This window comes from Methylovulum miyakonense HT12, from assembly GCF_000384075.1.
Taxonomy (GTDB): Bacteria; Pseudomonadota; Gammaproteobacteria; order Methylococcales; family Methylomonadaceae; genus Methylovulum; species Methylovulum miyakonense.
Genome location: NZ_KB913025.1, coordinates 4,454,993 through 4,468,362 on the forward strand (window position 1 = coordinate 4,454,993; position 13,370 = coordinate 4,468,362).

11 protein-coding genes are annotated in these 13,370 nt (G+C 51.1%); 8 read left to right on the forward strand and 3 right to left on the reverse strand.

The genetic code is table 11. The features are described 5' to 3' along the window. Nucleotide 1 precedes the first annotated feature (1 nt). Together folK and pcnB are read right to left on the reverse strand one after the other, a co-directional pair. Nucleotides 2-505, reverse strand: coding sequence for a 2-amino-4-hydroxy-6-hydroxymethyldihydropteridine diphosphokinase (folK, locus tag METMI_RS0121705; RefSeq protein ID WP_019868402.1), 504 nt, complete (start codon nucleotides 503-505; stop codon nucleotides 2-4). A 79-nt stretch (nucleotides 506-584) separates the two neighbouring features. Then, nucleotides 585-2,003 carry a polynucleotide adenylyltransferase PcnB gene (gene pcnB, locus METMI_RS0121710; protein WP_019868403.1) on the reverse strand — a complete coding sequence of 473 codons (1,419 nt, stop codon included), beginning with the start codon at nucleotides 2,001-2,003 and terminating at the stop codon, nucleotides 585-587. A gap of 183 nt (nucleotides 2,004-2,186) precedes the next feature. On the opposite strand from pcnB, the gene METMI_RS0121715 reads away from it, so the two are divergent. The 5 genes from METMI_RS0121715 to METMI_RS0121735 are packed head-to-tail and all read left to right on the forward strand — an operon-like array spanning nucleotide 2,187 to nucleotide 7,252. After that, nucleotides 2,187-2,366, forward strand: coding sequence for a hypothetical protein (locus METMI_RS0121715; protein ID WP_019868404.1), 180 nt, complete (start codon nucleotides 2,187-2,189; stop codon nucleotides 2,364-2,366). Nucleotides 2,367-2,411: 45 nt separating this feature from the next. Further along, nucleotides 2,412-2,831, forward strand: coding sequence for an RDD family protein (locus METMI_RS0121720; protein ID WP_232215273.1), 420 nt, complete (start codon nucleotides 2,412-2,414; stop codon nucleotides 2,829-2,831). Nucleotides 2,832-2,889: 58 nt separating this feature from the next. Continuing rightward, nucleotides 2,890-4,929: an oligopeptidase A gene (gene prlC, locus METMI_RS0121725; protein ID WP_019868406.1), complete on the forward strand. Its 2,040-nt coding sequence runs from the start codon at nucleotides 2,890-2,892 to the stop codon at nucleotides 4,927-4,929. Then, nucleotides 4,926-6,386 carry a 4-hydroxy-3-polyprenylbenzoate decarboxylase gene (gene ubiD / locus METMI_RS0121730; protein WP_019868407.1) on the forward strand — a complete coding sequence of 487 codons (1,461 nt, stop codon included), beginning with the start codon at nucleotides 4,926-4,928 and terminating at the stop codon, nucleotides 6,384-6,386. Before prlC ends, ubiD begins: the two co-directional genes overlap by 4 nt. Nucleotides 6,387-6,424: 38 nt before the next feature. After that, nucleotides 6,425-7,252, forward strand: coding sequence for an AlbA family DNA-binding domain-containing protein (locus METMI_RS0121735; protein ID WP_019868408.1), 828 nt, complete (start codon nucleotides 6,425-6,427; stop codon nucleotides 7,250-7,252). A 101-nt stretch (nucleotides 7,253-7,353) separates the two neighbouring features. Here the strand turns inward: METMI_RS0121735 and METMI_RS0121740 are convergent, their stop codons facing one another. Beyond that, complete coding sequence (locus tag METMI_RS0121740; RefSeq protein WP_019868409.1) at nucleotides 7,354-8,619, reverse strand: HD-GYP domain-containing protein; 1,266 nt, start codon at nucleotides 8,617-8,619, stop codon at nucleotides 7,354-7,356. 408 nt (nucleotides 8,620-9,027) lie between these two features. Here METMI_RS0121740 and METMI_RS0121745 point away from each other — a divergent pair, with 408 nt between their 5' ends. The 3 genes from METMI_RS0121745 to METMI_RS0121755 all read left to right on the forward strand — a co-directional run bounded on the left by METMI_RS0121745 (nucleotide 9,028) and on the right by METMI_RS0121755 (nucleotide 13,349). Beyond that, entirely contained in the window at nucleotides 9,028-9,624 is a 597-nt protein-coding gene (locus METMI_RS0121745; RefSeq protein ID WP_019868410.1) for a sigma-70 family RNA polymerase sigma factor, read from the forward strand. Between the two features lie 96 nt (nucleotides 9,625-9,720). Further along, complete coding sequence (locus METMI_RS25030; RefSeq protein ID WP_019868411.1) at nucleotides 9,721-10,689, forward strand: FecR family protein; 969 nt, start codon at nucleotides 9,721-9,723, stop codon at nucleotides 10,687-10,689. A 134-nt stretch (nucleotides 10,690-10,823) separates the two neighbouring features. After that, nucleotides 10,824-13,349, forward strand: a complete 2,526-nt coding sequence (locus METMI_RS0121755; RefSeq protein WP_019868412.1) for a TonB-dependent siderophore receptor — start codon at nucleotides 10,824-10,826, stop codon at nucleotides 13,347-13,349. The last annotated feature ends 21 nt before the right edge of the window (nucleotides 13,350-13,370 follow it).

Sequence of the window (13,370 nt, forward strand, 5' to 3'; positions counted from 1 at the left end):
GTTAATCTAACCGTTGTAGCCCGACTAAAGGGCATTTTGCCAATAAATCAGCGATATTGCCCTTACCTGGAATGGTCAAATGCGGCGCAATTTCAGATAATGGGTGTAATACAAATGACCGCTCGGCGATACCGCTGTGCGGCACAATCAAATCTGGCAAATCAATTATTTGTTCACCATAAAGCAGTATATCCACATCCAAGGTCCGTGCGCCCCAGCGTTGGCCTTTGCGCTCACGGCCATGCGCCTTTTCAATTTTTTGGAGGCTCTTCAACAAATCTTGCGGCGATAAGCCAGTCTCCACGGCCATCACCGCGTTGATATAATCAGGCTGGTCTTGCGGCCCCATCGGTAAGCTCCGATATAAACTGGAGCAGGCGATCTCCTTAACGCCGGCGATTAAAGCGATAGCGCGGCGTGCCGATTTAATCTGTTCAACCGGTTCAGCAAGATTACTGCCCAAACCTAAATAAGCAATGGTCGTGTCAGAAGTGGATGGGATCATGGTTCGTAAAATTAGGGTGTACGGCGGCCCGCCAAATCTAAGCTTATTCCAATGCAAAGATTCAAAGGCAAGGCCTAAGTTAGCTTTGGACTTCGGTACTGGTGGAGGCGGAGCCCTTCTTGCGGTAAGTCCGTTTGCGGCCCGGTTTGCCATTCTGGCCTTTTCGGGAAGGCTGGGTCATTTTTCTTTGCTCGGCCTCACTGGCATTTTGATAAATATGCCACCACTGGGCCAATTCAGGGTCTGCGCCGCCAGTCTCCGCACGTAACAAGAGGAAATCATAGCCCGCCCGGAAACGCGGATGCAACATCAGACGGCTAGGTTTGGAACCGTGCCGGATATTGAATTTTGGCTGTAGGCTCCAAACTTCGCGGATGGCCAAGCTAATATGCCGGGGCAACGCCGTGCACCTAACCTGCCTAGCAATGATTTCATTGGCCGCATCCTGATAGGCCAAATATTCGACCTGCCCTTCATTCATTTTTTGCACAGCCAGCAACCTTACAGGCTCCCACAAAAACGCAGCATAAAGGAAATAAGCGGTCACCGACTTGCCATCGGCAATCCGGTTATCGGAATTCTGTAGAGCCTTAATCAACAGCAATCGTGGGAATCCGTTTTCCTCACCGGCAAGGCTTTGCTCGGTATCGGGGAACAATATCTGAAACAGGCCATAATGCCTTAACATTTCAAATACTTGTAAAGCATACCCGTACAGGAAGAGTTTTAAGACCTCATCATAAAGCCGGGCGGCGGGGATGCTGGCCAATAACTCTGCCGCCCCGTGCATGGCCTTTTCGCAATCGGGATGGAGCTTAAAACCCAGCTTTACGGCAAAGCGCACAGCCCTCAACATCCTTACCGGATCTTCACGGAACCGGGTGTCAGGATCGCCGATAAGCCTGAGCATAGCATTTTTATGGTCTTCCATGCCCTGCACATAATCAACCACTGAAAAATCCTTGATGTTGTAATACAAGGCATTAACAGTAAAATCCCGGCGCCAGACATCTTCTTCAATTGTGCCGTAAACATTATCGCGTAATAAACGGCCTTCGTTATTAAGCACCTGCTTATCATTCTGGGCTTCACCAGCACCGCGAAAAGTCGCGACTTCTATGACTTCCCGGCCGAAATGCACATGTGCCAGACGGAACCGCCGGCCAATTATCCGGCAATTGCGGAAAACCTTACGGACTTGTTCAGGATCGGCATTGGTCACCACATCAAAATCTTTAGGCTCGCGCCCCAACAACAAATCCCGGACACACCCGCCCACCAGATAGGCTTCAAAACCCTCTTTTTGGAGCCGATACAGAACTTTTAAGGCATTTTCACTGATTTGGGCGCGTGAGATATTATGCTCTGAGCGTGCATAAACCCGGGATTGGCCAATCGTGGCTGGTAAAACTTGACTTCTCGCCGACTGAATAATTTTTTTGAACAGATTTAAAATGAGTGTTACACCAATGTTAATTTTTCTAGTTATATTAATCATACCATTTGAATGAATTCTAGCCCACTATGGCAAGTTTCTTTTCTTTTACATTCCCCTTTTGATTATAGTAGAATCGTTGCTCTGATTTTTACAAGCACATAGTGTGCATTTAACCAGATAAAAGATCAGCTAACCATTTTTTTACACACTTGCACCTATTTTAACGTGCTTGACGGAATTGACATGTTTAAGAAAATCATTAATGCCTTTATTGACCACCCTGTCCTGACCAGTATTTTTGCAGCAGATTTCTTCATTCTGCTATTCCACAGGCCGCCATTTCTTTTTTCGTTGGCGATGCTCGGCGGGTTAATGGCCATGTGCATGTATTTTGGCCAAAAATTAGCTTTATTTAAAGATTAATTGATCCCCAACACACCCATAAAAAAACCAAAGTCAGGTTCATGTTTGCAACCTGCCCCTGGTTTTTTTCGTCGATTGGCAGCGGTTTTTTATGACCTTCTCCTGCTGGTTGCGGTTTTTTTTGTGGCAACCGCGCTGTTACTACCCCTAAATTCAGGTGAAGCCTTCACCCCCCGGCAACCCTTCTACCCTATTTACCTGTTGACGGTCAGTTTTTTGTTCTATGGCTGGTTTTGGACGCATGGTGGCCAGACACTCGGCCTAAAAGCTTGGAAAATGCGGGTTTTGACACTCGACCAAAAGCCTATAAACTGGACGCAAGCGTTTATACGCTATGTTGCCGCTTGGGTGTCCTGGACAATGCTTGGATTGGGTTTTATCTGGATACTGTTCGATAAAAACCGGCGTGGCTGGCATGACCACCTGTCCAGGACAGCGGTATTTTTTGACGCTCAAAAAAAATAATAACAACGATTTCGTTATCTTCACCTTAACGCAACCATGAGCCTACTTTTTTCAAATTATGAATAACCCTTTACTCACCGACAGTATCTTACCTTTATTTTCAGCCATAAAACCTGAACACGTTGAGCCCGCTATCGACCAATTATTGGCGGAAGCCCGTGCAACAGTTGAAAAATGCTTACAAACCAAACAGAATTACACGTGGGAAAAACTGATAGCGCCCATCGCCGATGCCGAAGACCGCTTGAACAAAGCCTGGTCACCTGTCAGCCATCTGAATTCTGTCTGCAACAACGAAGAACTGCGTGCCGCCTATAACGCCTGCTTGCCCAAGCTCAGCGAATATGCGACTGAAATAGGCCAAAACAAACGGTTATTCTACGCCTATCGGCTGATCGCCAAACATTCCGAGTTTTCCACGCTCGACAGCGCACAACAAAAAATCATCCGTAACGCTTTACGTGACTTCCGCCTATCCGGCGTTGCGCTAAGCGAAGAGAAAAAACAACGCTACAAAGAAATCTGCCAAGAATTAAGCCAGCATACCAGCCATTTTGAAGAAAATGTCCTTGACGCCACCAATGCCTGGAACAAGGTTATCAATAATAAACGGGATTTGGTGGGCATGCCCGAATCCGCCATTGCGGGGGCCAAACAAGCCGCCGAGCAAGCGGGTGAGGAAGGTTATATGCTGACCTTGCAATTCCCGTCGTACAATGCGGTCATGACTTATGCCGACAGCCGCGAACTCCGCCGCGAAGTCTATGAGGCCTACACCACCCGCGCTTCCGAAACCGGCCCGCAAGGCGGACATTTCGACAATAGCCTGCTGATGGAGCAAATACTGTCTTTACGCCATGAAAAAGCCAAGCTATTGGGTTTTAACAACTACGCTGAATTGTCGCTCGCCACCAAAATGGCGAAAAAGCCAGAGGATGTCATCGGCTTCTTGGAAAACTTGGCCACCAAATCCTGGCGGCAAGCGCGTAACGATTTGATAGAGCTGCAAAACTTTGCCCGTGAAGTCCACTCCTTCATCGAAATGGAGCCTTGGGACATCAGCTATTACTCTGAAAAAATGCGCCAGCATTTCTACCAGCTCTCACAAGAAGAAGTCAAAAGCTATTTTCCGGTCACCCGTGTCCTGCCCGGTTTGTTCGCCGTTGCCGAGCGCCTGTACGGTTTAAACATCACTGAAATTTTCGATTTCGACACATGGCATCCTGACGTACAGTTTTTCCAAATCCACGACAGGGATGGCCAACTGCGCGGGCAATTTTTCATCGACCTCTTCGCCCGTCCCAAAAAACGCGGCGGCGCATGGATGGATGACTGCGTAAGCCGGAAAAAATCGGGCGACAATGTCCAGATCCCGGTGGCGTACCTGACCTGCAATTTCACCCCGCCCACAGGCGATGCCCCTGCCTTGATGACCCACGACGAAGTCACCACGCTATTCCACGAATTTGGCCACGGTTTGCACCACATGCTCACCCAGGTTGACCATCTGGGCGTGTCCGGCATCAACGGCGTGGAATGGGATGCCGTGGAACTGCCCAGCCAATTCATGGAAAACTGGTGCTGGGAAAAAGACGCGCTGGCGCTCATGTCCGGCCATTATGAAACGGGTGAGCCGCTACCTGACAGCCTGTTTGAAAAAATGCTCTCCGCAAAAAATTTCCAGGCAGGGCTGTTTATGGTCAGGCAGTTGGAATTTAGCCTATTCGATTTCCGCATCCACTTGGAATACGAGCCGGAACGGGGCGGCCGCATTTACGAAATCCTAGAACAAGTCAGGAAGCATGTCGCGGTTATCCAGCCACCCAAGTTCAACCGCTTCCCGCACAGCTTCACGCACATTTTTGCGGGTGGTTACGCCGCAGGCTATTACAGCTACAAATGGGCCGAAGTCCTGTCCAGCGACGCCTATTCATTGTTTGAAGAAAAAGGCATCTTCGACCAGGAAACAGGCCATTCGTTCTTGACCAACATCCTCGAAAAAGGCGGCAGCCAAAACGCGATGGACTTGTTTGTCGAGTTCCGTGGACGTGAACCCACTATCGACGCATTGCTGCGCCATAACGGCATAGCCGCATGATTTACCGTGACTTGCGCGATTTTATCGCGCAACTGGAAAAGCTGGGCGAGCTCAAACGCATCACCGTCGAAGTCGACCCGTATTTGGAAATGACTGAAATCTGTGACCGCGTCCTGAAACAAGGCGGCCCCGCCCTGCTCTTCGAAAACCCCAAAGGCTCACATACGCCGGTCTTGGCCAACCTGTTTGGCACGCCAAGACGCGTGGCGATGGGCATGGGCGCGGAAGAAGTCAGTGAATTGCGCGGCATCGGTGAATTGCTGGCCTATTTGAAAGAACCGGAACCGCCCAAAGGCATGAAAGACGCCTTTGAGAAAATCCCCGTGTTCAAACAAGTGCTGAACATGGCGCCGAAATTGGTCAAATCCCCGCCGTGCCAAGAAATCAGCCGTATCGGGGACGAGATAGACTTAAGCGATTACCCCATCCAAACTTGTTGGCCCGAAGATGCCGGGCCGTTGATCACGTGGCCTTTGGTCATCACCAAAGGCCCGCACAAAGAGCGGCAAAACCTCGGCATTTACCGCCAGCAAGTGATAGGCAAAAACAAGGTCATCATGCGCTGGCTAGCCCATCGCGGCGGCGCCTTGGATTTTAGGGAATGGCAAATGGCCCATCCAGGCGAGCCGTTTCCGGTGGCGGTCGCCTTGGGCGCTGACCCCGCGACCATACTTGCCGCCGTCACGCCCGTGCCCGATAGCCTGTCGGAATATGCCTTCGCAGGCTTATTGCGCGGCAGCAAGACCGAAGTCGCCAAATGCCTAAGCAACGACTTGCAAGTGCCCGCCAGCGCGGAAATTGTCCTGGAAGGCTTCATCTATCCCGGCGAAACCGCACCCGAAGGCCCGTTTGGCGACCATACGGGCTATTACAACGAAGTCGATGAGTTCCCTGTCTTTACGATAGAGCGCATCACCCAACGCACCGCACCGATTTACCACAGCACCTTCACAGGCCGCCCGCCCGATGAACCGGCCATTTTGGGTGTGGCCTTGAACGAAGTGTTCGTACCGATCTTGCAAAAACAATTTCCTGAAATCACTGATTTTTACCTACCGCCGGAAGGCTGTTCCTACCGCATGGCGGTCATCAGCATGAAAAAGCAATATGCCGGGCACGCCAAGCGCGTCATGCTCGGCACATGGTCATATTTGCGGCAATTCATGTACACCAAGTTTGTGATTGTCGTTGATGAAGATGTCAACGTCCGCAACTGGCAAGACGTGATCTGGGCTATCACCACACGCATGGATCCGGCACGGGATTTGACCATCTTAGAAAACACGCCGATTGATTACCTGGACTTCGCCTCGCCCGTATCGGGCTTAGGCTCCAAAGTTGGCTTTGATGCCACCAACAAATGGCCCGGCGAAACCCACCGCGAATGGGGCAGGCCGATCAGCATGACACCCGCCGTTATCAAAAAAATCGATGAACTTTGGGCTTCTTTGTTTTGATGGGCGCCTAACCCTCCCACAGTCTCTCAAGTAGCATTATGAAAAGATTCTTTTTACTGATGCTGTCGCTCTGGAAGCAGCAAATCAAGCTCTATGCTGTGGCCGCGCTCATTGGTGCGGCAATCGGGGTATTTATCCTCGCCCCCAGTTATAATTTCATTTACTCGCAAGAAAGCAATAACAACAAACTATCTTCCTTAGAGTATGTTTTTGGCCAACTAGCATCCATCTTTGACGGCAACAACACCGAAGACAACTTGTTGCTGTTTTACGCTGAAATAGGCGCCATGCTAGGTTTGTTCACGGTAAGCATTTATGGTTTTTTACATAAGCGCCTGGCGCGTATCGAATCTTTAAAAGCCGAATTGCAAAAAGATTTGGCGCCCATCATTGCCCAGGGAGAAGGGCCGCATCTGGAATTTAAATCCTCGTTCCGCTGGGATTTGGAACAGTCCCGCATCAACCGCACGCTTGAAAGCGTCGTGTTAAAGACCTTGGCGGGATTTATGAACAGCCGCTATGGGGGCACCTTATTGATAGGCGTGGCGGATGACGGCACAATTTTAGGGCTGGATAAAGACTACCAATCACTCAAGAAACCTAACCAGGACGGTTTTGAACAAGCCATCATGACCGCCATTTCCACCAACTTAGGTGCCGACTTATGCAATTCCGTGCATGTGCTGTTCCATGTGATTGACCACAAGGATATCTGCCGCCTCATCATCAGTCCGGCCCACCGTCCGGTATTCTTGGCTCAAAACGGCATGCCGAAGCTGTTTGTCAGGACGGGCGGCGCAACCCGTGACCTCAATATCCAAGAAGCATTGGAATTTGTGCCCATCCGCTGGAAGGGCCAGGCGTAAGACAACCCCTACAGGGAAGCCAAAACCTCAAAAGCTATCGTTTAGCCAACCGCCCAATTTCCGGCTCCCCGCCAGCCCTGTCCGTGACTTATCCGCGTTTTTCAGGCGAGTTTGGGGTGCGGGCTCAAGCTAGCGCCCAATTCCCTGACGATATATTCGCCAAGATCAATGTCCACCTCATTCGGCTGGATCACCTTATTTATCATTAACAATGGCTTGCCTTCATGATCCCTAAACCGGTCAAGATTGATAACCTGTGGCGGCTGCTTGATCTCGCCAGTATGGTCACGGATGACCATGACGGTCGGCAACAAATGCTGGTCAGGCTTCATCCCGATCACAATGCCAGTGGAGCCATTGTTAAGCTGCACCACAGTGCCTACCGGATAAATGCCTAAGCATTTGATAAAGCTTTCGACCAGCTCACTATCAAAAGACGTTTCACGCATCGCATAAATGGCCTTCAATGCGTCCGAACAGGAAAGCTGGGATTTGATATTGGCCGCATTGGTCTCTTTTTCATAGGCATCAACAATTGCGATAATTTTGGACATAAAACTGATCTCGGCACCTTTCAAACCACGCGGATAGCCTGTGCCATCAACCCGTTCATGATGCGAGTAAGCGACTTCAGCGACTTCCGTCGGGATTTCCGGGATTTTGCGCAACATTTCCGCGCCTTGCTGCGTATGTTGCTCCAACAACATTTTTTCTTCGGGCGTCAACCCGACGTTGAATTTATCAAGGACGGGTTTAGGGACTTTGGCCTCGCCCACATCATGCATCAATGCGGCGATGCTCAGTTGTAAAAGCTGTTCTTCGGTCAGCTGTAAGTAACGGCCAAACAAGGTGCTAAAAATACAGATATTGATGCTATGGGTGACCGTATCCGGCCGTTTTGAGCGCATATGGCTCAATAACAACAAGGTGTTAGGGTTGCGCATCACGCTTTTCATCACGCCTTGCACGCAGGACTTGATCTCCGGCAGGGTGATGTAATTATTAAGGCGAAAATTGTTCAGCACCTTGTGCAGCGAAACGGACGTTTCATCATAAACCTCACAAGCCTTCGCCATTTCCTCCTCAAAACGTTGTTTATTGCTTTGCCCCGCCTTTGGATTGGAGGGTTGTTGTTCCACCGCCACTTTTGATTTCGCCGTAGAGGGTTTGAACGGCTCAAACGATAATGATTGCAGGCTCTTTTCCTCGTCAATTTTGACGGTCTTAGACACCCGCCGCACCTGCTCAATCTGGTTGTCATTTTCAATAAGAAACCCCTGAAATAGAAATGACGTTTCTAACCAAGGCCTGTCCAAATGCGAGACATACATACCTATTTTTAAATCTTTTGTATCAATATCTATCATCTTAAATTCCTAAAATATCCATAATGGCTGCATTGCTTTCATTACCCCCTCTCCTTAAGGATAGGTTCATGAAGTTGGCAGCGACAATTATAGATATGAATCCACATTTTGTCCGAAAACGCCTCGACGGGCGCCCGATAAGGGCCAACGCCTTATATCCTTGCAACAGCCTTATTGACCCGCCGATTTAGCCCATAAGCACTATCTAAGCCATGTTAACCAGTAATGCTGCAAAGTTTTACCTGATTGTAACGGCAGATGGCCTAGACGGTTGCCCTAATTCAAAATAAGAAAAAGATGCGTGATATGCCGCACTTGCCAAGGCAAATCCCTTAGTTTTATGACGCCCTCAGAAAAGGATCCGCATAAGCATTTGTTGTTAATCATAATAAATAATTTGCATGAATATTGCTGACGGTAGCCCTATCAAACCGTCTGGCCAATAACAGCCAAGCCGGAAGGCAATTTACCCGCTTGGCTTTAAATATTTTTGATTGCGATATGCTGACCTTTTCCCCTTTTGATGCCGAATCCTTGATCGAACAACATCGGCAGGAACTGGCCCGTTTTTTGTCCCGCCGGGTGTCCTGCCAAGAAACCGCCAATGACTTGTTGCAAGACCTGTTCTTACGCTTGGTTAACGTCAAAAGCACAGAGCCTATCCACAATCCCCGTGCCTTTCTGTACCGGGTCGCCGCCAACCTGGCCACCGACCACTTGCGCCGCCAACAAGCCGACCCGCTCGGTTGGGCCGACCAAGAAGCGATGGCCGTGGCGACGGTTTCCGCATCACCGGAACAGCATTTCCTTAACATGCAAGAGCTGGATTTATGCGAACAAACCTTACGGCAATTATCGCCGTTATGCCTGAAAATCTTCATGATGAGCCGGTTTGATGGCCTGACCCATCAGCAAATTGCTGATGAATTGGGCATTTCGGCCAGTTGGGTGGAGAAAAACATCATCAAAGCCTTGAAACAATGCAAACACGCCCTTAACCGATAGCAGTGCGGCCAATTCCATTTTTTACGTCTTACTGGCTAGCCCTTAGCCTAAACTTACCTAACAATGCGCCGAACCCAGCACTGACCCACACCCAAAATGCCCAAACGCAACCCCGAACAACTTGAAGACGAAGCCCTGGCTTGGCTGGTACGCAGCACGTCCGGTGCGATGTCTGACGGACAAGCCCGGCAACTGGCCGACTGGCTGGCAGAAAGTCCCGCCCATCGTGAGGCGTTTGCTTCAGTCCGGCAATTATGGGAAGGGTTGGGGGATTTACAGGAACGGCCTTTGCTCCGCGCCGCCAGCAACCCCACAAAAAATCCGCCCCCCGTTTTTCACCAAACTCTCCGCAAGCCACGCCTGATAGGCTGGGCGGCAGCAGCCAGTTTGTTATTGGCTACCGCGTTATTGATAGCCAACCCGGATTTTTGGCAAGTCTGGCACGCGCGGTACCATACCGAAGTCGGCGAACTACAAACCGTGGCCTTAGCTGACGGCAGCACCGTGCATTTGAATGCGCTCACCACGCTAGACCCGCGTTTTAGCGGCAATCAGCGACGGATCAGGCTGTTTGATGGCGAAGCCGAGTTCATCGTCAGCAAAGACAAATCCAGGCCATTTGTCGTCGAAGTTGACGGCTACGAAATCACCGCGCTGGGTACGGATTTTGTGGTCAAAAAACACGGGCAAGGCTTGGCGGTGACCATGCTGGAAAGTGCCGTTAAGGTCAGCGCCCCGCCCTCGCCTAACTTTACGCCGAGGGTCGTGAAAGCAGGGCAACGCTGGTCGGCCCATCCATCCGCTGTGGTGGACATTAACCCCCGCACCGCCGCCGCTTGGCGCCATCACCGCCTGATTTTTGAATCCGAACCGCTGGCGAATGTGCTCGGCGAAATCAACCGTTACCGCAACGGCCATGTGTTTTTGGCTAATCCGGCCTTGGCGGGATTAAAAGTCAGCGGCGTGTTCAATAGTGACCGTTTGGACGTCTTACTGAATGTCATCAACAAAACTTTACCGGTAAAATCGGTGGCGTTAGCGGGACGTTATGTGATGTTGTATTGAAGGTTCCGGCCCGCTGATCCACAAGCCGGAGCTTGGCACCCGGCATAAAAATACAAAAATTTTTGTGCGGTGTTTGTCAGGCCTTGCGTCTTATCACAGACCCTTCTTAGTCTTGATAAACACAGGAGAACACCGTGCATCATCCAATCCCCTTTAAACTAGCCTCGGCCCTAGGCTTAAGCCTGACGGTAGGTTTGCTGCTGGCAAACCCTGCCCTCGCGGCAAACCCGGATACGCCAAAACCGTTCAACATCCCCCAACAACAGCTGATCCCCGCGCTAACCGAGTTCGCCGAACAGTCCGGCGTAGAATTGCTGTACAGTTCGGCGATGGCGGAACACCTGACCGCCCAACCCGTTAAAGGCCAGTACACCCCTAAACAAGCCTTGGCGGCTATGCTGGCCGATAGCGGCATCAGCTACCGTTATGTGGACGCCAACGTGATTACTTTGGCGCAAGGGGAAAAAGCGGCCCAGACCGTTCCCGCAACAACAGCCCCGACACCATCGGCGACGGATTTACCGACGGTCAAGGTGATGGGGATAGCCGGGGCTAATGATGACCCGACCGATCCTTACAACGCGGTGTACCACAGTTCCAGTACGAACACGGCCACCAAGACCGACACGCCCATTATGGAAACGCCCGTGTCGATCCAGGTGGTGCCTAAAGCGGTGATGGGCGACCAAAAAACCACCACCATCAAAGACGCGCTCGAAAACGTCAGCAGCGTGCGGCCGCAATCGTCTTTAGGCCTGAGCAACGCGTTTATCACCCGCGGCTTCAGGAATGGCCGGGTTTTCCGTAACGGCTTGGTCGCCAATGGCTTGGGGATAGGCGAAGGGGCGCAATTTGATTCCGCCAACCTGGAGCGCGTCGAGGTGCTGAAAGGCCCGGCGGCGGTATTGTTCGGCCGCATCGAGCCTGGCGGCTTAGTCAATCTGGTCACTAAAAAGCCTAGGACTGAACCTTACCATTCGGTTGAACAGCGTTTCGGGTCTTACGATTTCTATCGGACGGAATGGGATGCGACCGACGCCCTCACTAAAGACAAATCGGTAAGCTACCGTTTTACCGGAGCGTATCAAAACAATAAATCATTCCGCGATTTCAATTTTAATGACCGGGTACTGGTGAACCCTTCTTTGACGTGGCGGCCCAGCGATGCCACCGAAATGTCCTTGGACGTGGAAGCCTTACATGAGGATTACCAAGTTGACCGGGGCTTGTTCGCTATCGGCAACCGTCCGGCGCCAATTCCCGTCACGCGTTCCTTCATCGACCCCAACGATCCGGTCGACACCAACTCCAAGGTGAACCTCGGCTTCAATTTAAGCCATGCCTTCAATAACAACTGGACATTGCGGAACCGCTTCCTGGCTTCGTTCATTTATGATCAAAACACCTCGGTGAAACCCGCCAATGGCTTTACCGTCGAGCAATTTTTTGATCCAAGCATGGGTAACCGCACTTATTCACGGAATATTTTTTCGCAAACCTCCAATAATGAAACCTATACGACCAATCTGGATTTGACCGGAAAATTCAAGTTGGGCGGTGTCAGCCATCAAACCTTGGTCGGCTTCGATTATTTAAGGGCGGTCGGCAATTACGAATTCTATGGCAACTATATGGATCCGGTGCCGGGCCTGGACATCGACATTTATAACCCTAGGTACGGCATCGACCCTTCTTATTACGCCAATGCGCTGGCAACGCCGTCTGATGGCGGCGCCAACCATTATATTTTTAGGGACAACTGGTATGGCGCCTATTTTCAAGACCACATCACGCTTTGGGATAAAGTCCATGTCCTGGGCGGCGGGCGCTATGATTGGGCGGCCACCGGTCTGGGGATGGGCGATTCATTTAACGCCGCAGAAGCCGCCTTGCCGTCACGCCAAGATGAGGGGTTTAGCCCGCGGGTAGGAATCCTCTACCAGCCTTGGCAATGGGCTAGCCTCTACGGCAATTGGACGACTTCGTTCGGCGCAAACAATGGCATCACGGCGACGGGCACCACGATTAACCCGGAAATCGGCGAACAATTTGAAGCCGGTTTGAAAACCGAATTATTCGCCAAACGGCTGACCACCACCTTGGCTTACTACCATCTGACCAAGCAAAATGTCTTGACCCGCGACTTTAAGAGCCCCGACCCTTTTGCCGTTGCGGCCATTGGCGAAGCCCGCAGCCAAGGCATTGAACTGGACATGAGCGGGCAAATCACAGACGAAATCAGCGTCATCGGCAACTATGCCTTTACCGATGCGCGTATCACCAAAGATTACTCCGGCCTTCAGGGCAACCGCCTGAACAACGTCCCCGAGCATTCCGGCAGTTTGTGGCTCAAATATGACATCCGCCACTATACCCCGCTCAATGGCTTAAGTTTTGGCTTGGGCGTTTTCGCCGCCGGCGAGCGGCAAGGCGATAACGACAATACCTTTGTCTTGCCCGGTTATGCCCGCTTGGACGCGTTTACCAGCTATGCCTGCCAGTTCGGCGAGTCGCGTTTGATCACGCAATTCAACATCCGCAACCTGCTGGATAAAGTTTATTACGAGTCCACCGATCCTTTCCAAAATGCGCCGCCGCGTGTCGGCATTTACCCTGGCGCACCGCTGACGGCGATGGGGTCGGTGCGTCTGGAATTTTAACCTGACGGGCTTGCCGGTAGT

Coding starts and splice junctions, on each gene's coding strand:
- METMI_RS0121735 (WP_019868408.1), top strand. CDS start 6,425: ATGAAAAGATTCTTTTTACTGATGCTGTCGCTCTGGAAGCAGCAAATC.
- prlC (WP_019868406.1), top strand. CDS start 2,890: ATGAATAACCCTTTACTCACCGACAGTATCTTACCTTTATTTTCAGCC.
- METMI_RS25030 (WP_019868411.1), top strand. CDS start 9,721: ATGCCCAAACGCAACCCCGAACAACTTGAAGACGAAGCCCTGGCTTGG.
- ubiD (WP_019868407.1), top strand. CDS start 4,926: ATGATTTACCGTGACTTGCGCGATTTTATCGCGCAACTGGAAAAGCTG.
- folK (WP_019868402.1), bottom strand. CDS start 505: ATGATCCCATCCACTTCTGACACGACCATTGCTTATTTAGGTTTGGGC.
- pcnB (WP_019868403.1), bottom strand. CDS start 2,003: ATGATTAATATAACTAGAAAAATTAACATTGGTGTAACACTCATTTTA.
- METMI_RS0121715 (WP_019868404.1), top strand. CDS start 2,187: ATGTTTAAGAAAATCATTAATGCCTTTATTGACCACCCTGTCCTGACC.
- METMI_RS0121740 (WP_019868409.1), bottom strand. CDS start 8,619: ATGATAGATATTGATACAAAAGATTTAAAAATAGGTATGTATGTCTCG.